The 23,428-nt window shown below is 71.4% G+C and carries 23 protein-coding genes; 7 read left to right on the top strand and 16 right to left on the bottom strand.

The window, feature by feature from the left end; genetic code table 11:
• Positions 1 to 31 precede the first annotated feature (31 nt).
• Together ACNKF0_RS05895 and ACNKF0_RS05890 are read left to right on the top strand one after the other, a co-directional pair.
• Complete coding sequence (locus ACNKF0_RS05895; RefSeq protein WP_416956583.1) at positions 32 to 784, top strand: SDR family NAD(P)-dependent oxidoreductase; 753 nt, start codon at positions 32 to 34, stop codon at positions 782 to 784.
• Positions 781 to 1,266, top strand: coding sequence for a GNAT family N-acetyltransferase (locus tag ACNKF0_RS05890; protein ID WP_416956581.1), 486 nt, complete (start codon positions 781 to 783; stop codon positions 1,264 to 1,266). Before ACNKF0_RS05895 ends, ACNKF0_RS05890 begins: the two co-directional genes overlap by 4 nt.
• Positions 1,267 to 1,305: 39 nt before the next feature.
• Here the strand turns inward: ACNKF0_RS05890 and ACNKF0_RS05885 are convergent, their stop codons facing one another.
• A complete protein-coding gene (locus tag ACNKF0_RS05885) occupies positions 1,306 to 2,142 on the bottom strand; it encodes a PHP domain-containing protein (RefSeq protein WP_416956579.1) in 837 nt (278 codons plus the stop codon).
• Between the two features lies 1 nt (position 2,143).
• Positions 2,144 to 2,710 carry a histidine phosphatase family protein gene (locus tag ACNKF0_RS05880; RefSeq protein ID WP_416956577.1) on the bottom strand — a complete coding sequence of 189 codons (567 nt, stop codon included), beginning with the start codon at positions 2,708 to 2,710 and terminating at the stop codon, positions 2,144 to 2,146.
• A 49-nt stretch (positions 2,711 to 2,759) separates the two neighbouring features.
• Between ACNKF0_RS05880 and ACNKF0_RS05875 the strand changes: the two genes are divergently transcribed.
• Positions 2,760 to 3,932, top strand: coding sequence for an MFS transporter (locus tag ACNKF0_RS05875; RefSeq protein WP_416956575.1), 1,173 nt, complete (start codon positions 2,760 to 2,762; stop codon positions 3,930 to 3,932).
• A 12-nt stretch (positions 3,933 to 3,944) separates the two neighbouring features.
• On the opposite strand, the gene ACNKF0_RS05870 is transcribed toward ACNKF0_RS05875, so the two are convergent.
• A complete protein-coding gene (locus ACNKF0_RS05870; protein ID WP_299921987.1) occupies positions 3,945 to 4,130 on the bottom strand; it encodes a DUF5302 family protein in 186 nt (61 codons plus the stop codon).
• Positions 4,131 to 4,199: 69 nt separating this feature from the next.
• A complete protein-coding gene (locus ACNKF0_RS05865) occupies positions 4,200 to 5,012 on the bottom strand; it encodes a class I SAM-dependent methyltransferase (RefSeq protein WP_416956572.1) in 813 nt (270 codons plus the stop codon).
• Positions 5,013 to 5,048: 36 nt separating this feature from the next.
• Between ACNKF0_RS05865 and ACNKF0_RS05860 the strand changes: the two genes are divergently transcribed.
• Entirely contained in the window at positions 5,049 to 6,131 is a 1,083-nt protein-coding gene (locus ACNKF0_RS05860; RefSeq protein WP_416956571.1) for a hypothetical protein, read from the top strand.
• Here ACNKF0_RS05860 and ACNKF0_RS05855 read toward each other — a convergent pair.
• The 7 genes from ACNKF0_RS05855 to ACNKF0_RS05825 all read right to left on the bottom strand — a co-directional run bounded on the left by ACNKF0_RS05855 (position 6,107) and on the right by ACNKF0_RS05825 (position 14,441).
• Positions 6,107 to 7,150, bottom strand: coding sequence for a MaoC family dehydratase (locus tag ACNKF0_RS05855; RefSeq protein WP_416956569.1), 1,044 nt, complete (start codon positions 7,148 to 7,150; stop codon positions 6,107 to 6,109). The genes ACNKF0_RS05860 and ACNKF0_RS05855 overlap by 25 nt on opposite strands.
• 75 nt (positions 7,151 to 7,225) lie before the next feature.
• Positions 7,226 to 8,386, bottom strand: coding sequence for a Gfo/Idh/MocA family protein (locus tag ACNKF0_RS05850; protein ID WP_416956567.1), 1,161 nt, complete (start codon positions 8,384 to 8,386; stop codon positions 7,226 to 7,228).
• A gap of 30 nt (positions 8,387 to 8,416) precedes the next feature.
• A complete protein-coding gene (locus ACNKF0_RS05845; RefSeq protein ID WP_416956565.1) occupies positions 8,417 to 9,259 on the bottom strand; it encodes a sugar phosphate isomerase/epimerase family protein in 843 nt (280 codons plus the stop codon).
• Positions 9,260 to 9,395: 136 nt separating this feature from the next.
• Positions 9,396 to 10,646 carry a substrate-binding domain-containing protein gene (locus ACNKF0_RS05840; protein ID WP_299922001.1) on the bottom strand — a complete coding sequence of 417 codons (1,251 nt, stop codon included), beginning with the start codon at positions 10,644 to 10,646 and terminating at the stop codon, positions 9,396 to 9,398.
• On the bottom strand, positions 10,646 to 11,773 hold the full coding sequence (locus ACNKF0_RS05835; RefSeq protein WP_416956563.1) for an ABC transporter permease: 1,128 nt from the start codon (positions 11,771 to 11,773) through the stop codon (positions 10,646 to 10,648). The genes ACNKF0_RS05840 and ACNKF0_RS05835 overlap by 1 nt, the downstream gene beginning before the upstream one ends.
• A complete protein-coding gene (locus ACNKF0_RS05830) occupies positions 11,770 to 12,891 on the bottom strand; it encodes an ABC transporter permease (protein WP_416956561.1) in 1,122 nt (373 codons plus the stop codon). The genes ACNKF0_RS05835 and ACNKF0_RS05830 overlap by 4 nt, the downstream gene beginning before the upstream one ends.
• Positions 12,888 to 14,441 (bottom strand): sugar ABC transporter ATP-binding protein, encoded by a 1,554-nt coding sequence (locus ACNKF0_RS05825; protein WP_416956559.1) that lies wholly within the window; start codon positions 14,439 to 14,441, stop codon positions 12,888 to 12,890. The genes ACNKF0_RS05830 and ACNKF0_RS05825 overlap by 4 nt, the downstream gene beginning before the upstream one ends.
• A 95-nt stretch (positions 14,442 to 14,536) precedes the next feature.
• Here ACNKF0_RS05825 and ACNKF0_RS05820 point away from each other — a divergent pair, with 95 nt between their 5' ends.
• Positions 14,537 to 15,730 (top strand): ROK family protein, encoded by a 1,194-nt coding sequence (locus ACNKF0_RS05820; protein WP_416956558.1) that lies wholly within the window; start codon positions 14,537 to 14,539, stop codon positions 15,728 to 15,730.
• 29 nt (positions 15,731 to 15,759) lie between these two features.
• On the opposite strand, the gene ACNKF0_RS05815 is transcribed toward ACNKF0_RS05820, so the two are convergent.
• Complete coding sequence (locus ACNKF0_RS05815; protein WP_416956556.1) at positions 15,760 to 16,956, bottom strand: acyl-CoA dehydrogenase family protein; 1,197 nt, start codon at positions 16,954 to 16,956, stop codon at positions 15,760 to 15,762.
• Between the two features lie 132 nt (positions 16,957 to 17,088).
• On the opposite strand from ACNKF0_RS05815, the gene ACNKF0_RS05810 reads away from it, so the two are divergent.
• Both ACNKF0_RS05810 and ACNKF0_RS05805 read left to right on the top strand, forming a co-directional pair.
• On the top strand, positions 17,089 to 17,700 hold the full coding sequence (locus tag ACNKF0_RS05810) for a hypothetical protein (RefSeq protein ID WP_416956554.1): 612 nt from the start codon (positions 17,089 to 17,091) through the stop codon (positions 17,698 to 17,700).
• A gap of 258 nt (positions 17,701 to 17,958) precedes the next feature.
• Positions 17,959 to 19,020 carry an IS110 family transposase gene (locus ACNKF0_RS05805; RefSeq protein ID WP_416956553.1) on the top strand — a complete coding sequence of 354 codons (1,062 nt, stop codon included), beginning with the start codon at positions 17,959 to 17,961 and terminating at the stop codon, positions 19,018 to 19,020.
• Positions 19,021 to 19,043: 23 nt separating this feature from the next.
• On the opposite strand, the gene ACNKF0_RS05800 is transcribed toward ACNKF0_RS05805, so the two are convergent.
• The 4 genes from ACNKF0_RS05800 to ACNKF0_RS05785 are packed head-to-tail and all read right to left on the bottom strand — an operon-like array spanning position 19,044 to position 23,401.
• Positions 19,044 to 20,489 carry a phospholipase D-like domain-containing protein gene (locus ACNKF0_RS05800; RefSeq protein WP_416956551.1) on the bottom strand — a complete coding sequence of 482 codons (1,446 nt, stop codon included), beginning with the start codon at positions 20,487 to 20,489 and terminating at the stop codon, positions 19,044 to 19,046.
• A 35-nt stretch (positions 20,490 to 20,524) separates the two neighbouring features.
• Positions 20,525 to 21,589: a hypothetical protein gene (locus ACNKF0_RS05795; RefSeq protein WP_416956549.1), complete on the bottom strand. Its 1,065-nt coding sequence runs from the start codon at positions 21,587 to 21,589 to the stop codon at positions 20,525 to 20,527.
• Complete coding sequence (locus ACNKF0_RS05790; protein WP_416956547.1) at positions 21,586 to 21,822, bottom strand: DUF6752 domain-containing protein; 237 nt, start codon at positions 21,820 to 21,822, stop codon at positions 21,586 to 21,588. Before ACNKF0_RS05790 ends, ACNKF0_RS05795 begins: the two co-directional genes overlap by 4 nt.
• 13 nt (positions 21,823 to 21,835) lie before the next feature.
• On the bottom strand, positions 21,836 to 23,401 hold the full coding sequence (locus ACNKF0_RS05785) for a hypothetical protein (protein WP_416956545.1): 1,566 nt from the start codon (positions 23,399 to 23,401) through the stop codon (positions 21,836 to 21,838).
• Positions 23,402 to 23,428 lie beyond the last annotated feature (27 nt).

Below are 23,428 nucleotides of genomic sequence, written 5' to 3'. Positions count from 1 at the left end.
CGCGGGCGCCGGGTCCTGAAATGCTGGCCCGATGAGCACTGCACTGATCACCGGGGCCACCGCCGGCATCGGCCACGAGTACGCCGTCCAGCTCGCCGCCCGCGGCGACGACCTCGTCCTCGTGGCGCGCGACTCCGCCCGTCTCGAGCAGGTGGCCGAGGACCTGCGCCGCGCCCACCGGGTCGAGGTCGAGGTGCTGGTCGCCGACCTGACCGACCGCGCACAGCTCGCCACGGTCGAGGCCCGCCTCGCCGACCGCGACCGACCGGTCGACCTGCTCGTCAACAACGCCGGCTTCGGGCTCAAGCAGCGCTTCCTCGACAACACCGCGGACGACGAGACGGCCATGCTGGAGGTCCTGGTCACGGCCGTGCTGCGGCTGAGCCACGCCGCCCTCGGTGCGATGGCCGAGCGTGGCCACGGCGGCATCATCAACGTCTCGAGCGTCGCCGCCTTCCTCCCGCGCGGCACCTACTCCGCGTCGAAGGCGTGGGTGAACAGCTTCAGCGAGTGGGCCCATCTGGAGTACCGGTCGCGCGGGGTGAAGGTGATGGCACTGTGCCCGGGCTTCACCAAGACCGAGTTCCACCAGCGGATGCAGGTGAAGCGCGGCGAGGGCTTCATGTGGCTCGACGTCGACTTCCTCGTGCGCGAGTCGCTGAAGGACTTCGACAAGGCCCGCGCCTACTCGATCCCCGGTGCGCAGTACAAGACGATCAGGCTGCTCACCACCGCCATCCCCAACCGCGTGCTCCGGCTCACGCAGGGCATGGGTCGCCGGTGACGGTGCGGATCGTCCCGCCCGAGGTGGCCGACGCCGAGGCACTGGCCGACCTCCACCTCGACGTCTGGGAGGAGGCGTACGCCGACCTGATGCCGGCGTCCGTGTTCGCCGAGCGCCGCGCGCGCCGTGCCGAGCGGGTGGCGAGCTGGAGCGGCATCATCGCCAACGGCTCGAGCGACAACCTGCTCGCGTGGGCGCCCGACGACCGGCTGCTCGGCTTCTCCAGCACCGGCAGCGGCCGCGACGCCGACCACGCCCTGCCGCCGCTCGAGGTGATGGCGCTCTACGTGCGGGCGTCGTCGTCCGGCACCGGGCTCGGGCACGCGCTCCTCGACGCGGCGATCGGCGACTCCCCCGCCTACCTCTGGGTCCTCGACGGCAACGCTCGCGCGATCCGCTTCTACGAGCGCCACGGGTTCGCCTTCGACGGCACCACTAAGCGTGAGGACGTCGGGCTCGAGCGGCGGATGGTGCGAGCCTGACCGGACGTCATGCGAATCGCGGGTTCGAACCCCCGATTCTCATGACGTCAGAGCCAGGGACAGGAGCCGCTCGTACTGCTCGGGGTCGGTCGTGTTGACCCCGAGGTCGTGGTCGACCTTGCCGAGGCCGTGGTGGTCGCTGCTGCCGGTCACCACGAGGTCGAGGTCGGTGGCGATGCCGCGCAGCTCGGCGCGGTCGGCGGCGGAGTGGTCCTGGTGGTCGACCTCGATCCCGGCGAGACCGAGGTCCTTCAGCTCAGCGAGGTCCTCCGCCGACAGCACCGACCGGCTGCCGCGACCCCACGGGTGCGCGATCACCGCGACGCCTCCGGCGGCGACCACGAGGGGGATCATCTCCTCCAGCGCGGACGCGTAGCGGTTGACGTAGCCCGGCTGCCCGGGGCTCAGGAGGGTCGCGAACGCCTCGGTCCGGTCACGCACCACCCCGAGCCGCGCGAGCGCGTCGGCGACGTGCGGACGGCCCGCGGCCACCGACCCGCCCGACTCACGGCGTACGTCGTCCTCGGAGATGTCGATGCCGTGCGCGCGGAGGGCGCCGACGATCGCGGGCGTGCGGGCGGTGCGCCCCTCCAGGATCCGGTCGAGCTCGAGCACGAGCGCCGGGTGCGTCGGGTCGGGGAGGTAGCCGAGCAGGTGCACGCCGCAGTGGCCGAAGCGGGTGCTGATCTCCAGGCCCGGCACCAGCGTGATGCCGACCTCGTCGGCCACCTCCTGCGCCTCCGTCCAGCCCGACATCGCGTCGTGGTCGGTGAGCGCCACGACGTCGAGGCCGGCCGCCGCGGCCTCGCGGACCAGGTCACCGGGGGTGTCGGTGCCGTCGCTCGCCGAGGAGTGCGTGTGGAGGTCGATCCGCACGTCAGCTGTTCCAGCTCAGCAGGGCCGGGTGCTCGCGCTCGTAGCCGAGCACCGAGACGGTCGAGGTGTCGAGCTTGAAGAACCGTCCCTTGGCGGCGGTCTGCTCCAGCCATCGGGCGGTGAGGACGCGGAGCGAGTGACCGTGCGCGAAGACGAGCGAGCGGTCGTGCTCGCGCGTGCGCCGCACCACGCGGTCCAGCCGCGCCGACACCTCGTCGGCGGTCTCCCCACCGGGGGTGGGGTGCGTCCAGACCGTCCAGCCGGGCACGTCCTCGCGGATCTCCTCGGTCGTCACGCCCTCGTAGTCGCCGTAGGCCCACTCGACGAGGTCCTCGTCCACCTCCGCGGCGGGGAAGCCGGCCAGCTCGGCCGTACGACGCGCGCGTCGGCGCGGGCTCGTCAGGACCAGGTCGAACTCCGCCTCGGCCAGCCGGGGCGCCAGCGCCGTGGCCGCCTCCTCGCCGGACTCGGTGAGCACGAGGTCGGTGACCGAGGTGTGCCGGCCGTCGCGGCTCCACTCGGTCTCGCCGTGCCGGACCACCCAGAGCTCGGGACCTGTGCTGGACATGTCCGCGAGTCTGCCACGGGCGCCGGGCCGGGCTGCCACCATGCTGGGCATGACGACGGTCGACCTCCGCCGCGCCCGGTGGGCGATCGCCGCCGCGTTCGCCGTGCAGGGGCTGGTGTTCATCAGCCTCACCACGCGGCTGCCGCGCTTCCAGGAACGCTGGGACCTCGGCGAGCTCGAGCTCTCGGGCGTGCTGCTGATGATGGTGCTGCTCGCCGGGGTGGGCTCGCTCGTCGCCGAGCGGCTCGCCCCGCGCCTCGACAGCGCCGCGGTCCTGCGCGCGGGCCTGCTGGTGGTGGCGGTCTCGGTCGCGACGGCCGTCCTCGCCCCGACGACCGTCGTCTTCGTGGTCGGCCTGGCGGCGTACGGCGTCGGCCTCGGCCTCGTCGACGCGACGGGCAACATGCAGGCGGTCGCGCTGGAGCACCGGTGGGGTCGCGTCGTGCTGCCCTCGTGCCACGGGGCCTGGACGCTCGGCGGCATCGTCGGCGCGGTCGTGACCCTGGCCACCGGGGACGTCCCGTGGCCGGCGGTGGCGCTGGTCGCCGTCTTCCCACTCGCGGCGACCATGGCGCCGTACCTCCCCCGCGACCACGGTGCGGCGGCCACCAGCACCGAGACCGACGTGCCGTGGCGGGCGATCGTGACGGTCGGCCTCGCGCTCGTCGTCTTCTACACCGTCGACACCGCCGCGGCCACCTGGGGACCGGTCTACCTCGACGACGAGTTCGACACCCCGGAGGGCCTGGTCGCCCTGGCCACGCTCCCCTACCTGGTGGCCAGCGGGATCGTCCGGATCGCCGGCGACCGCCTGACCGAGCGGGTCGGCGCGGTGCGCCTGCTCCGGATCGGGGCGGGCATCGCCCTCGTCGCACTCACGGTCGTGGTCGCGGCGCCGTCGTGGCCGGTCGCCGTCCTGGGCTTCACGCTCCTCGGCTGCGGCGTGGCGGTGGTGGCTCCGCTGAGCTTCTCGGCCGCGGCGGCGCAGGCCGGCCGCGACGCCGACCCGGCGACGCGACGGGCCCGGGTGGACGCCGTGGTGGCGCGGTTCAACCAGTTCAACTACGCCGGCGCACTGCTCGGCGCCGTGATGACGGGAGTCGTCGGCTCCAGCTCGCTGAGGATCGGCTTCGCCGTGCCGCTCGTGCTGGTGGTGTCCCTCTTCTGGCTGGCCAAGGCGTTCGCGCCGGCGGACGAGGTGCCCGCCGGCGCGCGCCGGTGACGGTGCCCGACCTCAGGCGCCGCCGCCGCCGGCCTTGCGGCGGTGCATCGGCTTGGCGACGTTCTTGTCGTTGATCTCCGAGCCGTGGGCCTTCTCCCGGGAGCCTGCCGTGTCGTCGGGGTGGTCGTGGCCCTTCTTGCGATCGAGGGCCTCCCGCATCTTCGCCTTGATGTCGGCGTTGGGGTCCTGATCGGCCATGAGGTCCTCCTGGGTCGATGAACGGTCGGAACCCCCACCCTGCCAAAGCCGACAAGCCGGGTCGAGCGGTTAACCCTTGCGGAGCACGTCGATCCGCGCGCCGAGCTTGCCGATCGTCCGGTAGACCTGCCAGCGGCAGTCGCCCACCATCACGTCGTACGCCGCGTCGCCGAACTCGGCGCGGTAGCGCGCGGGCTCGCGCAGCAGCCGCGCCAGGTGCAGGAGCGCGCGGCCCCCGCTGCCGTCGTGCTCCTGCGACCACTCGCCCCACTCGCTGGACAGGTCGATGGTGTCCACCACCTCCAGGCCCGACCGGGCGATCGCGTCGTCGATCACCCGCGGCTCGGCGGAGGAGGGCACCACGCCCATGACGTCGAAGAGCTCGTCGGCCTCCTCGTCCCCGAGCAGCTCGGTCGCCACGGCTTGGAACGCGACGACGTGACCGCCCGGGCGGAGCACGCGGGCGAACTCGGCGAAGGCGTCGTCGGGGTGATCGACGTGGACCATCACGTCGCGGCACCAGACCAGGTCGATCGAGGCGTCGGCCACCGGCACGTGCGTGGCGGTGCCGCGCTCGAACGCGAGGCGCGAGGCGATGTCGGGCACGAGGTCGCGACGGGTGGCGCGGGCGAGGTCGAGGTGGCGCTGCACCGGGTCGATGCCGAGCACGCGGAAGCCGAAGTGGGTCGCGAGCCGGACGGCGTGGGTGCCCTCGCCGCAGCCGACGTCGACGGCCCTGCTGTCGGGACGCAGGTCGAGCTCGCGCACCACCTGCAGCAGCACGGACGGGTCCCGCGGTGCGAGGCTCTCGTCGAGGCGCGCCGCGAAGTCCGCCTCGAGTCGCGGGTAGGTGTCGTAGAAGAAGTCGGGGTCCCAGGCCACGGATCGAGTCTGCCGCCCTCCAGTAGGGTCACCGCCATGGCTCGCCGCGTGTTCCTCCACGTCGGCACGGCGAAGTCCGGCACCTCGTTCCTGCAGGACCTGTGGTGGCGGCACCGCGACGAGCTGCGCGGTCGCGGTCTGCTGCTGCCGGGCCGGCGTCGCGACCACTTCGCCGCCGCCGCCCTCGTCAAGGGGATGACCGCCGTCGTCGAGACGTTCACCCCGCGCGAGCGCGACGCGTGGCACCGGCTGGTCGAGGAGACCCGGGCGTGGCCAGGCGACGTTCTGCTCACCAACGAGCACTTCTCCGACTCCCCCGCCGAGTCGGCCGCCGCCGCGCTCGCCGACCTCGCGGGCACCGCCGACGAGGTGCACGTGGTCGTCACGGCCCGCGACCTGGGCCGGGTGCTGCCATCGGCGTGGCAGCAGCGGGTCAAGATGGGCGCCCGCCAGCGCTACCGCCGCTTCCTCGCGACGGTGCGGCGCGACGAGGACGACCAGAAGTTCTGGCGCTACCAGGACGTGCCGGCGATCCTCGCGCTCTGGTCGGCCGGCCTCCCCGCCGGGCGCGCCCACCTCGTCGTCGTACCTGCCCCGGACGCGCCGCGCGAGGAGCTGTGGCTGCGGACCGCCTCGGTCCTCGGCGTCGACGTGACCGGCCTCGACACCGAGGCCCGTCGGGCCAACGACTCCCTCGGCCTCGTGGAGGCCGAGCTCCTGCGCCGGGTCAACGAGCGCCTCCCCCGCGCCGAGCGGTCGCCGGAGCTCACCCGCCACGTGAAGGGGACGTTCGTCCCCGAGGCGCTGGTCGGCTGCGCGCCGCGTGAGTCCTTCGTCCTCCCCGCCCGGCACCATCCCTGGGTGCTGGAGCGGTCGGCGGCGATCGTCGCCGACCTGCGCGCCGGCTCGTACGACGTCGTGGGCGACCTCGACGACCTGCTGCCGGCGCCGCCCCGCGACGGACGCACCCCCGACGACGCGACCGACGAGGAGCTGCTCGCCGCGGCCCGGACGGTGCTGTCCCGGCTGGGCGTCGCCCCGGTGGACAGCCTCGACGCCGCCCTGGCTGCGGTCGCGGACGACCTGCTCGCGCGTCAGCGCGGGACGAGCGCCCAGTAGTCCAGGTCGAGCAGGACGCCGTCGGCGTACTTCCCGTCCTCGCCGCGCAGCGTCATCGCCTCGTCGCGGCCCTTCGTGGCGACCAGCCGCAGGCGCAGTGCGCCGACGCCCGGCGCGTCGAGCTCGGTGGTGTCGAGCACCTCCGACCAGGCGTGGACCGTGTCACCGGCGTGGGCAGGTGAGACGTGCGCGCCGGCGTTGATCGCCGCGACCAGCTGGGCGTTGGCGAGGCCGTTGAAGGACAGCGCCCGCGCCAGGGAGATCACGTGGCCGCCGTAGACGAGCCGCCGGCCGTCGGGTCGGGCGTCGGTGTTGAAGTGCACCTTGGCGGTGTTCTGCCACAGGCGGGTGGCCATCATGTGCTCCGCGTCGGTGAGCGTCACCCCGTCGACGTGGTCGATCCGCTCCCCCACCGCGTAGTCGCCGAGCCGGTGCGGCTCACCGGCGGCCACGACGTCGTACGACGAGAAGTCGAGGCCGGCGGGCACCACCAGGTCCTCGGGGGCGACGGCCGGAGCCAGGGACGGTACGACGGTCTCGGGCGCCGGTGACCCGGCGGAGCGCTTGTGGACCATCACCCAGCGCGCCCAGTCGATCGCGACCTCGCCACGCTGGTTGGTCGCGGTCGAGCGCACCCACACCACGCCCGTGCGGCCGTTGGAGTTCTCCTTGAGCCCGATGACCTCCGAGCGGGTGCGCAGCGTGTCGCCCGGCACCACCGGCCGGTGGAAGCGGCACTCGGCGTAGCCGAGGTTGGCCACGGCGTTGAGCGACACGTCCGGGACGGTCTTGCCGAAGGCGACGTGGAAGCCGACCAGCTCCTCCACCGGGTGGGGCGCGAGGCCGACCGACGCGGCGAACTCCGCCGACGACGGGACCGCGAAGCGCGTCGGGTAGATCGCGCCGTAGAGCGCCCGGTCGCCCTCGGTGACCGTGCGCGGGGTGGCGTGCTCGATGACCTGACCGACGGTGAAGTCCTCGAAGAAGTTGCCAGCGTTGGTCTTGCCGGGAGCAGTCATGGCGCTCATCGTGCCGCACCCCCGCCGGATCCGGCGGGGGCGGTCACGTGGGATCCGTCACGCGCAGCGACGGCCTCAGAGAGGTCGCGCGTCGACCTCGACGCAGCTGCCCCCGCGGGCGGAGCTGGCCTCGATCGCGGCCAGCACCCGCTGGACGGCGAGGCCGTCCTCGAAGGACGGCGTCGGCGCCCGGCCCGCCGCGAGCGCGGCGAGGAAGTCAGCGGCCTGGTTGGTGAAGGTGGCGTCCCACCCGAGCACGTGCCCGGGCGGCCACCAGCCGTCGATGTAGGGGTCGTCCTGCTCGGTCACGAGCTGGCGGGTGAAGTTGTCGGCGCCGTCGAGGCACACGTCGAGGTGGTTGAGCGACTCGAGGTCGAAGCGCAGGGCTCCCTCGCTGCCGTAGACCTCGATGCCGAGGGCGTTCTTGCGAGCGGTCGCCATGCGGGTCACCTCGAGGCTGACCACCGCGCCGCCGTCGGTGCGCAGGGTGCCCCACGCGGCGTCGTCGACGGTCACCTCCTCGGGGCCGTCGGCGCCGGTGCGCTGCCCCACGAAGGTGTGGGTCGTCGCGTTGACGGCGGTGACCTCCTGGCCGAGGAGGAAGCGCACCTGGTCGACGGCGTGCGAGGCGAGGTCGCCCAGCGCACCCGAGCCGGCCAGCTCACGGCGCAGCCGCCAGGTCATCGGCGCGGCGTCGTCGGCGAGCCAGTCCTGCAGGTAGGAGACGCGCACCTGCCGCACCTCGCCGAGGCGACCCTCGGCGACGTGGCGGCGGGCCAGCGCGAGCGCCGGCACACGGCGGTAGTTGAAGCCCACCATCGAGTGCACGCCGCGCTCGCGGGCGGCCTGGGCGGTGGCGACCATCTTCTCGGCCTCGGCCATGGTGTTGGCCAGCGGCTTCTCGGCGATGACGTGCTTGCCGGCCTCGAGCGCAGCGATCGCGACCTCGGCGTGCAGGTGCCCGGGGACGCAGACGTCGACGATGTCGATGTCGTCCCGCTCGAGCACGGCGCGCCAGTCGGTGGCCGACTCGGCCCAGCCGTACTGTCCCGCGGCGGCCGCCACGGCGTCGGCGTCACGACCGACCATGACCTGCCGGCGCACGCCGGGAGCACCGGGGCGGAGAGCCGCGACGTTGCGCCATGCGTGGGAGTGGGCCTTGCCCATGAAGGCGTAGCCGATGACGGCGACTCCCGGGGACCCGGCGGCGCCCGATGCGCTGGGTGTGCTGGTCACGTACTTCTCCTGACTTGCGGTGACGGTCGCTCAGGCGAGCGACCGGAGGAAGGACAAGCCGTCTCGGGCGAGCTCGTCCTGGGTGGGTGCCAGCGGACGCCAGATGGAGGCGGCCGTGGCGATGGAGGCATTGTCGGCGGTGAAGCTCTCGATGACGAGGGGACCGTCGTAGCCCACCTCCTCGAGCGCCGACACCAGGGCCGGCCAGTCCGTCTGGTCGCCGCCCGGCGCGCCCCGGTCGCTGCCGCAGACCTGGACGTGTGCCAGGTGCTGGCCTGCGGCTCGGACCGCGTCCGCGCTGGAGCGCTCCTCGATGTTGAGGTGGTAGCTGTCGAGGGCCAGGCCGAGGCCCTCGCCGAGCAACGGCTCGAGGGCGGTGAGGGCCTGGTCGACGGTGTTGAGCAGGGAGGTCTCGTAACGGTTGAGGGGCTCGATCCCGAGCCGTACGCCCTGCGCGGCCGCGTGGTCGACGACCGGGGCGAGGTGCGTGCGGAGGTCGTCGTACGCCGCCTGCCGCTGGTCGGCGTCCATGCGCCAGACCCGGCCGGTGGAGGCGTAGAACGGGCCGCAGACCGCGCGCGCGCCGATGCCGGCAGCGAAGTCGATGCAGGCCCGCAGGTAGTCCTGGGTGTCGCTCACGCAGGAGGCGTCGACGAGGTCGCGACCCGGGGCCATCGCCCCCACGACGCAGGGGGTCAGGCCGGTCTCGGCGAGCACGTCGGACACGACGGGGACGGTGAGGTCGCCGGCGTTCTCGAGCGGCAGCTCGACGGCGTCGAAGCCCATGCCGGCGATCCGTCGCAGCAGGTCGGCCACGCCCGCGTCGGTGAGCGGGGAGGTCCAGACCCACGTGTTGACGCCGATCTCTCGCATGGAGCGGTCCTTCCGGGTGACGTGCGGGCTGGGTGTGCGTGCTGGGTGGTGCGGGGATGGGTGTCGGTGGGCCGGGCGCGAGCCCGGCCCACCGACGGGTGGATCAGATCATGATCGGATCCGTCTCAGGACCGGATCAGGGGATCTGGCGCTCCTGCCAGACCTCGGGGTAGCCGACGAGGTCCTCGCCGCCGAACTTGGCGTAGTGGCCGTCGGGCATGCCGTCGTTGGCCTCGAGGTAGTCGGCGCGCTCGTCCTCGGTGATCGGGGTCTGCGGGAGCACCCACTCCTTGGGGACCTCCTCGCCGGCGAAGATCTTCTCGAGCGCGAGGAGCGGCGTGCGCCACTGGAAGTTCGAGTAGACGGGCGCCAGGCCGGTCAGCCCGGTCTCCTCCCACTTGCGCAGGAAGGTCATCTCGTCCTCACCGGTCATGACCGGGTAGTCGGCGCCGAAGTCCTCGAAGGCCTCGATCGCGGCAGCCGCGCCGTCACCGGCGTCCATCCAGACGCCCTGGACCTCGCCCTTGCCGAGCTCGTCGGTGATGATCTTCTTGATCTCGGTCGGGTCGGCGCCGGTGAAGTAGTCGACGGCCTCGATGCCGTTCTCGTCGAAGAGCTTCTCGGCGGCGGCCCAGCGCTGCTCGAGCACGTCGACGCCGGGCAGGATGCGCAGCGCGACGACCTTGTCGCCCTCCTCGAGGTTGTCGATGAGGAACTCGGCGGTGTCGATGCCCCACGCGAAGCCACCGATCGGGTGGATGAAGGTGGTGGCGCAGTCGGTCTCCACACCGCGGTCGAAGACCACGACGGGCTTGCCGGTCTCGCAGGCACGCTCGACCGCGTCGGTCATCGCGGCGGTGGAGTTGGGCGAGATGATGAAGGCGTCGCAGTTGCCCTCGGAGATGAAGTAGTCGATGTCGGCGATCTGGGTGTTGTCGTCGTCACCGGCGTCGCGGGTCTCCATCTCGGAGATGACGCCCTTGTCCTGCATCTCCTTGAGCTGCTGGTTCATGGTGATCCAGCCGGTCTGGCGCCACGGGTTCGAGATCGAGGCGTTGGCGAAGCACGCCTTCATCTCACCGTTGGCCTTGTACTCCGACGTGTCGGTCATCTCGCCGTCGATGTACTGGAGGTAGGGCTTCTCGGGGTCGCCCTCGAAGGTCGCCGAGCGCTGCTCGTACTGCTCGTCGTAGACGGCCTGGTCGAACCATTCCTGCTCGTCGCCCGAGCCCTCCTCTGAGGCCTCCGGGGACTCGGACGTCTCCGAGCTCTCGTCGGTGCCCGTCGTGGAGTCCGTCGGGTCCTCGGTGCTGCACGAGGTGGCGAACACCCCGAGCAGCAGGGCCGAGGCCACTGCGATCGGCGCGCGGTGCATCTTGTGGCGCATCAGTTTTCTCCTGTTTCAGTGCCCGGGTGGGCAGTGGTGGGTGATGGTGCAGGTGCGGCTGGAACTGACCGAGAAGGGGGACGACGGCCCAGGTTCCACGCGCGGGCCGCCGCAGCGACGGCGACGATGATGATCACGCCCTGGACCGTGTTCCTCCAGGTGGACTCGACCTCCTGGAAGTTGAGGAAGGAGAAGAGCAGCTCGAGCGCGAAGGCGCCCGCGGCGGCCGAGAGCACCCAGCCGCGTCCACCGCCGAGCACGACCCCTCCGAGCACGACGGCCGTGATCGCCTGGAACTCGTAGCCGGCGCCGACCGAGGGGTGCACGCCGGCGTAGCCGACGAGCAGGATGCCGGCGATGGTGGCCGAGACCGAGGAGAGGATGAACGCCCGCGTCTTGACCCACCAGACCTTGGCGCCGGCGAGGCCGGCGGCGTCAGGGTTGTCGCCGGCGGCGATCAGCGTGCGACCGAACGGCGAGCGCATCAGCCAGACGCTGGCGGCGGCGACTGCCACGAGGATGATGACCGAGTAGGGCAGCACGTCGAGGACGGGCACGTTCTCGATGCCGCCACGCCCGATCTCGCGGAACGTGTCGACCGGGTTGCCGGTGGCCGCGCCGCCGGTCAGGTACCTCACCAGACCGCCGAGTGCGAGCATCGTGCCCAGCGTGACGATGAAGCTCGGCACCTGCAGGATCGTGGTGCCCAGGCCGTTCACGATTCCGACGACCACGCCGATGAGCAGCATGAGCGCGATGGCCGGGAGCACCCGGCTCTCGTCGTCGCCGATGTAGTTGCCCGCGATGACGACCTGGGTCGCGATGACCGCACCCATCGAGAGGTCGAACTCGCCGGCGACGATCACGTAGTACTGGCCCATCGCGGCGATGGCGATCGGCGCGGTGCGGCCGATGAAGCGGATCAGCTGCGGGGGCTCGCCGAACGAGGGGTTGACCCACACCACGGCGATGAAGAGGACCGCGAGCAGGATGAACACCGCCCCGCCCGGGGTCAGCGCGCCACGGAGGAGCCGCTGCGGGAGCGATCCCTCGGTGAGCGGCAGCGTGCGGCCGGTCGTGGAGGCCTCCGGCTGGGAGGCCGCGGGGCTGGAGGTCGCGGTGCTCATGCGGTCTCCCCCTTCGTGGTCGATCCGGGCAGCGAGCTCCGGCTACCGCTGCCGAAGCGCGGTGGGCGGCGTACGACGCTGCGGCGGGCGTAGACGGCGACGGCCAGCACGATCACCAGGCCGCGGATGAAGTCCTTGAGGAACGGGTTGACCTGCATGACGCCCATGACGCTGTCGAGGACCGCGAAGATCGCGACGCCGCCCATGGTGCCGACCACGCTGCCCTTGCCGCCGGCGAGCAGCGTGCCACCGAGCACGACCGCGGCGATGGACAGCAGGTCGTAGCGGCCCTGCGACCCGATCGTCGGCGACCCGACGCCGGTGCGCGAGAGCAGGAGCAGGGCGGCGAGGCCGACCATCACCGAGCAGAGCACGTGGGCAGAGACCACCGGCAGCACGGTGCGCACGCCCGACATGCGGGCGACGTCGCGGTTGCCGCCGATGGCGTAGACGTGGTGGCCCAGCCGGGTGTAGCGGAGCATGAGCGTCACCAGGACCGCGCAGGCCAGCAGGAGGAGGAACGAGGTGGGGATCCACCCGGCGATCCCGCTGCGGCCCAGCAGCCTCAGGTCGGGCGCCGCGGAGCCGTGGCTGCCCTGGTAGTTGGTGGCGAGGTAGCCGCTGACGATCAGTCCGACGCCGAGGCTGGCGATGAAGCCGTGCACGTGCAGGACGCTGACCAGCAGCCCCATCACGAGGCCGACCACCGCGCAGACCACGAGGGTGTTGAAGACCGCGGCAGGGATGTTGCCGTCGAGCCCCTGCATGCCGCCGGCCGCGATCACCGTCGCGAGGCTGACCACGTAAGGCACCGAGAGGTCCAGGCTGCCCACCAGGATGACGAGGGTCTGGCCGATCGCGATCAGCCCGAGCACGCTCATCGCGGTGAGGACGGCCCAGATGTTGCCCTGGCTGAAGAAGTTGCGACCCTCGAGGGCGGTGAGCACCGCCGAGACGATCACGACGCCGACGAGCACGAGGTAGATCAGGGCGGTCGAGTCGAGCTGCCGGGCCCGGCGCGGTCGCGCGGCGCGTCGACGGCGTACGGACTCGGGGGGGTCCACGCTCGCGCCGGGGGTGCGCGCCGGCTCCGGCGTCCTGTCGGTGGTGGCGCTCATGCTGCTTCCTCGCTCGCTGCTCCGGTGGCCATCGCCAGCACGGCTTCCTCGCTCGCACCCGCCGGGAGCTCGCCGGCGAGCCGGCCGTCGCGCATCACGAGGATGCGGTCGGACATGCCGATCACCTCGGGGAGCTCGCTGGAGACCATCAGCACGGCCACGCCCTGACGGGTCAGCTCGCGCATCAGCTCGTACACCCGGTGCTTGGCGCCGACGTCGATGCCGCGGGTGGGCTCGTCCATCAGCACCACCAGCGGGTCGATGCTCAGCCAGCGGGCGAGCACGACCTTCTGCTGGTTGCCGCCGGACAGGAACTGGACCTCCTGGCCCATGCTGTGGGCGGCGACGTCGAGACCGGACAGCACGCCCGGCATGTCGCGCCGCGCCGCGCCGGTGCGCCGCGGGAACACCGCGCGGACCACACCGAGGGAGTTGTCGAGGATCGACTGGTTGAGCGCGAGGCCCTTGGCCTTGCGGTCCTCGGTGATGAAGGCGAGCCGGGCGCGCACGCCCTGGCGGGGGCTGCTGACCTCGAGCGGCGAGCCGTCGAGGGCGATGCTGCCCCGCGAGACGGGGTGCACGCCGAAGACGGTCTCGAGCAGCTCGGTGCGCCCCGAGCCCTGCAACCCGGCGATGCCGACGATCTCGCCGGCGCGGACCTCGAGGGAGACGTCGTCGACGTATCCGTTGCCGACGCCGGACAGCGCGAGCCGCACGTCGCCGACGGAGACGTCAGCGGGCTTCTGGGGGAAGTACGTCGTCAGCGAGCGGCCCACCATCAGGCGCACGAGCTCGGCCTCGGAGAGCTCGGTCGCCGGCCGGGTGGCCACGTGCTGGCCGTCCTTGAGGATCGTGATCGTCGTGCAGAGGTCGAAGATCTCCTTCAACCGGTGGGAGACGTAGACGATCGCGACGCCGCGGTCGGTGAGGCGTCGGATGATCGAGTAGAGGAGCTCCACCTCGTGGTCGGCCAGCGCCGCCGTCGGCTCGTCCATCTGGATCACCTTGGCGTCAAAGCTCACCGCCTTGGCGATCTCCACGACCTGCTGCTCGGCGACCGAGAGGTTGCGCACGAGGGTGCCGGCCTTGAGTCCGGACACGCCGAGGCCGGTCAGCAGCTCCTCGGTGTCGCGCCGCATGCGCCCGGTGTCGACCGGGCCGAACCGGCCGAAGCGCCGCGGCTCGCGGCCGAGCCAGATGTTCTCGGCGATGGTGCGCTCGAGCAGGAGGTTGAACTCCTGGAAGACGGTCGACACGCCGGCGCGCTGCGCCTGGACGGGGTGGCTGAACGAGACCTTCTCGCCTCCGACCACGATCGTGCCGCGGTCGGGGGTGTAGACGCCGGCGAGCATCTTCATCAGCGTCGACTTGCCGGCGCCGTTCTCGCCGACGAGGCCGTGGACCTCGCCCGCGCGCAGGGTCAGGTCGAGTCCGTCGAGCACGGTGTTGCCGAAGAAGCTCTTGGTCATCCCGGTCGCGACGAGGGCGTTCTCGGCGGTGTTCTCGACCGTGCTCGCAGCAGGGGTGTTCGTGGGGTTGTTCGGGGGCACGGCGACACTGTGGCACGCGTCACGGGCTTTTGTCGAGCACCCGCCAAAAGTGTTACCTCTAGCGTGCAAAGTCGTGCATGTGCTTGACTCCGCTCGTGCGCACCGGTGAGCTTTTCGATCTCCTCCGTGACGGAAGGCCCTGGACCCGTGCCCAGCTGGCCGAGGCGACGGGACTCGCCCGGTCGACGATCACGGCCCGTATCGACACGCTGATGCGGCTCGGCCTGGTCGCCCCCTTCGGCGGTGCCCGGTCCACCGGCGGCCGTCCGCCCGCGCTGTTCGCGCTCAATCCCACGGCCAAGCTCGTCGTGGGCGTCGACGTCGGCGCCACCCACGCACGGGCCGCGCTGACCGACCTCAACGGGTCCATCCTCGGCGAGCTCGACGCCCAGATCGCCGTCGCGGACGGCCCCGAGGCCGTGCTGTCGTGGGTGGTCGAGTCGGTGCGCGACCTCCTCGAGGCGAGCGAGCGCCCGGACACCGACCTCGCGGCCATCGGGATCGGCCTCCCCGGCCCCGTCGAGCACTCCACCGGGCGCCCGATCAACCCGCCGATCATGCCGGGCTGGGACCGCTTCGACGTGCCCGCCTACCTCCAGGAGAAGTACGACGTCCCGGTGCTGGTCGACAACGACGTCAACATCATGGCGCTCGGCGAGCGACGCGGTCACCTGCGCGACGTCGACGACCTGGTGCTGATCAAGGTCGCCACCGGCATCGGCGCAGGCATCGTCTCCGGTGGCATCCTGCAGCGCGGCGCCCAGGGCACCGCCGGCGACCTCGGCCACGTCCGGGTGCCCGGCGCCGACGACGTACCGTGCCGGTGCGGCAACTCGGGGTGCCTCGAGGCCGTCGCGGCCGGACCCGCGCTCGCAGCGGCGGTGCGTGCCCAGGGCGAGCAGGCCGAGACGGGCGGCGACGTGGTCGAGCTGGTGCGCTCGGGCAGCCGGGTCGCCATGGGCGTCGTGCGCCAGGCCGGGCGCGACATCGGCGAGGTCGTCGCCACCATGGTCAACCTGATCAACCCGTCGGTGGTCGTCATCGGCGGCCAGGTCGCGGGCGCCGGCGAGCACCTCCTGGCCGGGATCCGTGAGTCGGTCTACCACCGGTCGCTGCCGCTGGCGACCGAGCACCTGCGCATCGTGACCTCGCGCGCGGGCGGCGAGGCGGCCGTGCTGGGCGCCTCCGCGCTCGCGATCGAGCACGTCCTCTCCCCCGACGTCGTCGAGGCTGCCAGCGAGGCGCTGGCCGCGGCCGACGCCGCGGCCGAGGCGGCGGGCGGCCGCTGACCGGCTCGTGACCGGGCTGCCGGCCCGGCTCAGCGCAGCTGGTAGTCCTTGAGCAGGCTCCGGCCGATGATCATCTTCTGGATGTCGGAGGTGCCCTCGCCGATGAGCATGAACTTGACCTCGCGCATGAGGCGCTCGATCTCGTACTCCTTGGAGTAGCCGTAGCCGCCGTGGATGCGGAAGGAGTCCTCCACTACCTCGTTGGCGTACTCGGAGGCGACCATCTTGGCCATGCCGGCCTCGACGTCCATCCGCTGGCCGGTGTCCTTCAGGCGGGCGGCCTTGACCATCATCGTGTGGGCGACCTCGACCTTGGTGGCCATCTCGGCGAGGCGGAACAGCACCGCCTGGTGCTCGGCGATCGGCTTGCCGAAGGTCTTGCGCTGCTGGGCGTAGGCGATGCCGAGCTCGAAGCCGCGCCACGCCAGCCCGCACGCACGGGCGGCGACGTTGACGCGCCCGACCTCGACGCCGTCCATCATTTGGAAGAAGCCCTTGCCCGGCTCGCCGCCGAGGACCTGGTCGGCCGAGATCTGGTGGCCCTCGAGGATGAGCTCGGTCGTCTCGACGCCCTTGTAGCCCATCTTCTCGATCTTGCCCGGCACGGTGACGCCCTGGGCGGTCTCCCCGAACCCGGCCTCCTTCTCCACGAGGAAGGTCGTCATGTTCTTGTACACCGACTCCGAGCCCTCGTCGGTCTTCGTCAGCACCGCGACGAGCGTGGAGGTGGCGCCGTTGGTCAGCCACATCTTCTGACCGGTGATGGAGTACGACCCGTCGTCCGCGCGAGTGGCCTTGGTGGAGACTGCCGACACGTCCGAACCGAGACCCGGCTCGGACATCGAGAACGCGCCGCGCACCTCACCGGTCGCCATCCGCGGGAGGTACTTCTGCTTCTGCTCGTCGGTGCCGTGCTGGATGAGCATGTAGGCCACGATGAAGTGGGTGTTGATCACGCCGGACACGCTCATCCACCCGCGCGCGATCTCCTCGACCACCAGCGCGTACGTCAGCAGCGACTCCCCCAGCCCGCCGAACTCCTCGGGGATCGTCAGGCCGAACACGCCGAGCTCCTTCAGCCCCTCGATGATCTCGGTCGGGTACTCGTCCGCGTGCTCGAGCTCCTGCGCCACCGGGATGATCTGCTCGTCCACGAACTGGCGGACGGCCTTCAGGATCTCGGTCTGGTCCTCGGAGAGGCCGTCGGTCTGGCAGAGGCGGGGCATGTGGTGGCTCCTGGGCGCTCGCGGCTGGATCGCTCGGAGTCTAGGTGTCGACCGAACACCGGTGGCAGGGTCCCGAGCCGAGACAGTCGTCACACCGCCGGATCGTCAGGCACGCGTGAGAGAGTGGAACGCATGCGAGCCACACGAACGATCGGACCAGCCCTCGGAGCCTCCCTCGTCCTGCTCCTCGCAGCGTGCGGGGAGGACACCCCCGACACCGGCGTCGACCCCTCGGCGGAGACCTCCTCCTCGGAGTCGCCCACCGAGACGCCGACCGAGACGCCCAGCGCCGCCCCGGTGGAGCCCGTGGACTTCGGCACCGAGCCGGCTGTCGCGCCGCGCTACAAGAAGGCCGCGCTGCGCGCGACCAGCGACGACCTCATCACCATGGTCCCCTCGACCCTCCCGGAGGGCTGGACCACGGTGGGCGGCGGCTACCAGCCCGACCCGCAGTGGTGGCGCATGGAGTTCACCGCACCGACCGGCGACGTGGTCCTCGACCAGATGCCCGGCACGAGCGACGACGCCCTGGCCGACCAGCCCGACCTGACGGCGGCCGACGACGTCGACCTCTCCGACTGGGGCACCGGCGCGTGGTCGGCGTGGGACCACGAGGGCGCGACCGTCCTGGCCTACGACCTCAAGGGCAGCACGGTGGTGCTGCAGGGCCCCGACGTGGAGACCGTCCGCGGGCTCGCCGAGACCCTCCTGCCGGCCGACGAGGCCGGCGAGCAGGAGGGCTGACTGTGAGGATTCACTTCGCAGCCTGATGGTGCTGGGCTGTGGGCAGGCAACTGCGGGTGTGACCCTAGGGCTGACTGGCTTCGTGCCTTTCGGAGGACTTGTCCGCTCGTGGTTGCCGGCCCCGGCCCGGTCGGAGCAGCTGGCCTGATCAGGAGCTTGACCGACCGGTGTTTGCGCACCGGCCGTGTCTCATCACAGTCCTGCCGAATCTCCGCCCCGGACCGGAACCACATCCGCTCCCAGGCAAGGAGAGAACGCATGACCAGTGTGACCGATCTACGCGAGGTGGTCGATGTCGTGATCGGCGTCGACACCCACGTCCACACGCACTCCGCAGCCGCGGTCGACGCCCGGACCGGCGGCGTGCTCGACGAAATCACTGTCGAGGCGACCGCTGACGGCTACGCCCAACTGGTGGCGTTTGCCGACGAGCACGCAGTGCTGCGGGCGTGGGCAATCGAGGGCACCGGCGCCCACGGGGCCGGCATGACCCGGCACCTCGAACGCCGCGAAGAGCTCGTGATCGAGCTCGACCGGCCCGAGCGAACCAAGCGACGCAACGGCGCGAAGTCCGACCCGCTTGACGCCATCCGCGCCGCCCGCGAAGCCCTCTCCCGCGCGAAGCTCGGCACCCCTCGCAGCGGCGGGGACCGCCAGGCTCTGTCAGTGCTGCTGGCCGCTCGTCGTTCGGCAGTCAACGCCTCCGCTGATGCCCAACGCCAGTTGTTCAGCCTGGTCATCGCCGCGCCCGAGCCAATCCGTGAGCGGTTCCGCGGCAAGAAACTCCCTGCAATGATCCGGACCGCCGCAAGCATCCGCCTGAGCTCGTCGTGGGACGTCGAGACGATCACAACCGTCACAACACTGCGATCCCTAGCCCGCCGCGCCCGGGCCCTGTCTGAGGAAGCCGCCGAGCATGAGAAGGCGATCCGGACCATCGTGCGGGCATGGCGACCGGACCTGCTTGCACAACCCGGTGTCGGGCCGATCGTGGCCGCGACGGTTCTGTGCGCTTGGTCCCACCCGGGCCGGATCCACTCCGAGGCCGCCTTCGCGATGCTCGCCGGCGTCGCCCCGATCCCAGCCAACAGCGGCCAAGTCACCAGCCGTCACCGGCTCAACCGTTACGGCGACCGACAACTCAACCGCGCACTGCACACCATCGCGCTGTCCCGCATCCGCTACGACGAGTCCACCGGCCGCTACGTTGCCCGCCGTACCAGCGAAGGCAAGACCAGCCGCGAGATCAAACGCTGCCTCAAGCGCTACATCGCTCGCGACATCTACCGTCTACTCCAGCACAGCCCGATCGGGGCTTGACGATCCATAGGAGCGTCCTCAGGTCAGTCGTTCTCCCAGGTCGGGCCCGCGCCCTTGAGGCGGTCGGGCTCGACCGTGACCATCGGGCCGACACCGACGCGGCGGCCGTTGACGGTCTTCCAGGACGAGTACGTCGTGGTGTAGGCGTCGCGGCTGAAGGGCTTCTGCCACATGAGGTTGAAGTTCTTCATGTAGTCGCGCACGTTGCCGCGTCCGTGCATGCTGAACAGGATCTCGTCCTGCGGGGTGCCGAGGCTGGACCAGTTGGTCGAGCCGGTCCACACCATGTGGCTGTCGACGTTGCCCTTGTAGGAGCCCTTGAGCACGAAGTACTTGTGGTGCGTGTAGCGCTCGATGTTCTCCGGCATGTTGTCGATCTCGGGGTCGCCGGTCGGGACGTCGTCCTTGAGGTTGAACCCCGTCGAGCGCAGCGGCACGCGACCGCGCGCGGTCGGTGCCCCGATGTGCTGCTTGGTGTGGAAGCCCATGAGGCCGTAGTTGACCCGCAGGTTGCAGCCATTCGCGTAGAGGTCGCGCAGCTTGTCGGCGATGTAGTTGCCGCGCTTGCCGCGCATCGAGTGCATCGACAGCGCGAGCTGCGTACGACGCTGCGCACCCGCCGCGTCGGTGTAGACGCACTGGATGTTGTTGAGGATGTCCAGGACGGCGTCGTTGGACGGCGTCGTGTAGCGGGGGAAGACGATGTTGTAGTACTTCTGCTGGTCGCCCGCGGGGCAGTTGAGGCCCGCCTCGCAGAACGCGTAGGTCGCCCGGCGCTTGTCCCAGTCGGGACGCATGTCGTTGAACAGGGCGATGTACTGGTCGTAGAGCGTGGTCTTGCCGACCGTCGTCCACAGGTCGTTCCACTGCCAACGGACGGCGTTGAGCGTCATGTTGTAGGAGCCGAGCATGACGACGTCGCGGTTCTTGCCGGTGCGGCTGAACAGGTAGAACTTGCTGTGCAGGTTGTTGTACTCGTTCTCGTCGGCCCGGCAGCCGGACGTGCACCGCTTGAGGAAGTTCTTCTTCTTGGTGTTGTGGCCCAGCACCCTCTGGATCCGGACCTGCGCGTTGGGCACGAGGTGGTCGTTGAGCAGGACCCGCACCTTGACCCCGCGCTTCCGCGCGCGGATCAGCTCGTCGGCGAAGACCTGGCGGTCGAGCGAGTAGGCCGAGATGGTGATCTTCTCGCCCTTGGGCGTGTTGCGGATCGCACGCAGCACGTGGCGCTCGATGACGTAGCGGTCCTTCTCCACCATCGGGTTGTTGAACTTCGCCCCGGTGGGGACCTTCCACTTCTTGTTGGGCTTGCCGGGCTTGCGCGCGGCGAGCGCCGTCAGGGGCGCCGACGCGGCGACAGCGGCGCTCGAGGTCGGGGCCGAGGCAGCGGCGGTGGCACCGGAGGTGGACGCGGCCATGGAGGCCAGCAGCCCACAGGCGGCGAGAAGGGTAACGAACTTGGAACGCACAAAGACTCCTACGTGGCACACTCGAGGCGCCCGGATCAGAGATTCCCCCGACGTGGCGGCACATCCCCTGTGCTCGCGCGGACGTCCGCCACGATATCAGCGACGAGTCGCGCGGCCGATTCGAGAAGCTCGTCCGCGGTGACCGTGTCGGGCTCGCGGCCCGGAGCGCTCCCGGCGTCCGCGACCAGGTCGGACAGGTCCCCCAGCACGTGGAAGCCGCGATCGGCGATCAGCGCGGTGGCCGCTCGGTCGAGCTCGGCGAACCGCACCCGGTGGTGCTCCGGCAGCCCGCCACGCTCGCGCGGTTGGCGGGCGAGCAGGTCCTCGGCGAGGTAGCCCCGGATCCACACGCCGCGCTCCTGGGCGGAGTAGGGCGGGAGGTGCTTGTTGACCAGCCGGAGGGTCTCGATCTGGACGATCCCGAGGGCGGGGTTGACCGCGTCGGAGGGCGCCTCGTAGGCGTCGGGGTCGACGCCGAGCACCTCGGCGAAGTGCCGCCAGTGCAGGTCGCGCGGTCGGCCGGCCCCGGGCATCACCAGCACGTGCACCTGCTCGGCGGGCAGGTCGGGGGTCCAGCGCTCGAGGACGCCGGCCAGGTCCCAGGTGCGCATGCTGAACTCGGGCCCGCCCGCGGCCTTGCCGGCCATCACCGCGTCGAGGTCGACGGTGCTGCCGTTCTTCACCGACTCCTGCCACCCGGCCGACACGACGCTGGCCGCGTCGCGCGCGGTGACGACGAGGTGCACCTCGGCGCCGGCGAAGTCGGCGATCGCCCGGGAGGCCTGCTCGGCGCTGGCGCCGCAGAGGAACTCGTGGGTGATCAGCACGTCCCCGGACTGCGCGGCTGCCTGGTCGACGAGCCGCTGCCACGCCCCGGGGGCGTCCGGGTGGCGCCGCGCGAGCCGGGGCCGCTCCTGCAGGTCGAGGGCTGCCCAGAGGTGCTCACGGTGGCCGAAGCCCGGGAGGAAGACACCAGCTGACCGCAAGCGGTCGCGGTTGGCCCAGACGACCTGCTGCAGGTACGTCGTACCGGTCTTGGGCAGGCCGACGTGGAGGAACACCCGGCGTGGCCCACCGTGGTCGCGCGGGCCAGGGCTCAAGAGAAGTCCTCGCGGTACTTCCCGAGCAGCTCCTCCAGCTTCTCCTCGTCGCGCGCGGCGACCGGCAGCAGCAGCTCGGTCACGACGTCGGTGAGCTCGGCCAGGCGCACGTTGAGGGCACGGTTCTCCTGGACGGCCTCCTCGAGCGCGGCGACGCGCTTCTCGAGGTCGCTGCCGGTCTCGGGGCCGGGGGTGCCCCTCCGGTTGCCCCGCAGGTTGGGGAGTCCGAACATGTCTGCTGCCACCTCACGCGTTCCAGTCGATGATCATGCGGCACACCTGCGAGCTGCCGGGCGCGTCGGAGACGTGCTCGCGGACCTGCTCCAGGATCCGTCCGCCGGACTCCTCCACCTCGGCCGCGACGATCGCGGGATCGAGGGGCTTGCGGGCGCCGGTGCGGCGAGCGTAGCCGTCGCGCCCCTTCTCGCTGAGGAACTGCAGGTGCAGGGTGCCGGTGGTCCCGGCCAGCACCATGCGGGCCGAGCGCAGCATGTTGAGGCGACCGCGGCGACCGAGCCGTTCGACGACGTGGACGCAGCCGACCGCGCGGGGGCCGGGCATGCGGGCGATCCAGGCGGGCACGGCGAGGACGTGACGCAGCTCGAGGAGGTTGAAGAGCTGGAAGGTCACGCGCGGGTCGTCGGCGCGGCGCTGCGCCTCGGCGTCGTACGCGTAGGGCTGGAAGTCGAGCCCGATCGCGGTCACGCCGCGGTCGGCGAACCAGGCGACGTCGGTGCCGCGTCCGCAGCCGATGTCGACGTACGTCGCGAGGTCGGGGTGGCGCTCGGCGACGGCCTCGGCGACGGCGGAGACCGACGTGGCATGGTGCGCCGTGCGCTTGTGGTAGGCGTGCCAGCCGGCGCGGCCGGTGCGCATGCCGCGGAACCAGCCGTTGAACAGCTCGATCGTGCTGGCGGGGGTGGTGAACTTGTAGGCCGGGTCGGGAACCCGCCAGTCGGGGCCGTAGGTGGCGGTGAGGAAGCGGTCGGCGTCTGCCGGCACGGGGAACTCGCGTCCCTCGAGCGAGGCCGTCCCGAGCGGGTAGATCCACTCGCGCTCGAACGGAACGGCGATCTCCCCCATGAGGTAGAGCTTGCCGGCGCGCATGAACCCGCCGAACACGTCGAGGCCGCGGTCGAGGCCGTCGCTCTCGAGGACGTGCACCTTGAGCGCGATCGCGCTGTAGCGGGTGACGCGGTAGCCCATGTCGGTGAGGGCGCGCTGGATCCGGAAGGACTCGCGGATCACGTCGACCGGGTGGTCGTGGCGGCTGACGTAGCCCAGGTCCGCGTCGCTGTCGTGGCCGATCAGGCCACCGTCGCGGATCGCGCCGAGCGCCGTGCCGTAGGCGAGGAAGGCGTCGAGCCCGACCCGGTGCAGCGCGCCGAGCACCTCCTCGATCGCGTCGAGCAGCGGCTCGACCTGGGCGGCGTCGCGGGTGTCGAAGGTCTCCACCAGCTTGAGCGACTTGTCGAGGGCGAGCGGACGACCGGCGGGGTTGACGACGGCGATCCGCTCGGGACGCTCACCGAACTGCACCGTGCGGGAGAAGAGGACGGTGTCGGTGCCGGGGTCGCTGAGGGTCACGTCGGTGACGCCGTCGAGGAACGGACGCAGCGGCTTGGGCCACTGGAGGCTGATCCCGTCGTCGCCCCTCTCGCCGTCGCGCAGCAGCCAGAAGGACCAGATGCGACGGCCGTCGAAGGCCACGTCGACCAGCTGCTCACCGGCGGCGGCGACGAGCAGGCCCGCGGCGTCGATCCGGAGGACCTCCAGCGCGTCGGGACGCCGCAGCTGGCTCAGGGACCTCACGCGGCGGACTATACCGAGCACCCGGCG

Origin of the sequence: Nocardioides sp. T5, assembly GCF_048161455.1 — a bacterium.
GTDB lineage: Bacteria > Actinomycetota > Actinomycetes > Propionibacteriales > Nocardioidaceae > Nocardioides.
Note: the sequence above shows the minus strand (reverse complement) of the source record. Positions and strands in the feature narration are given on the sequence as shown.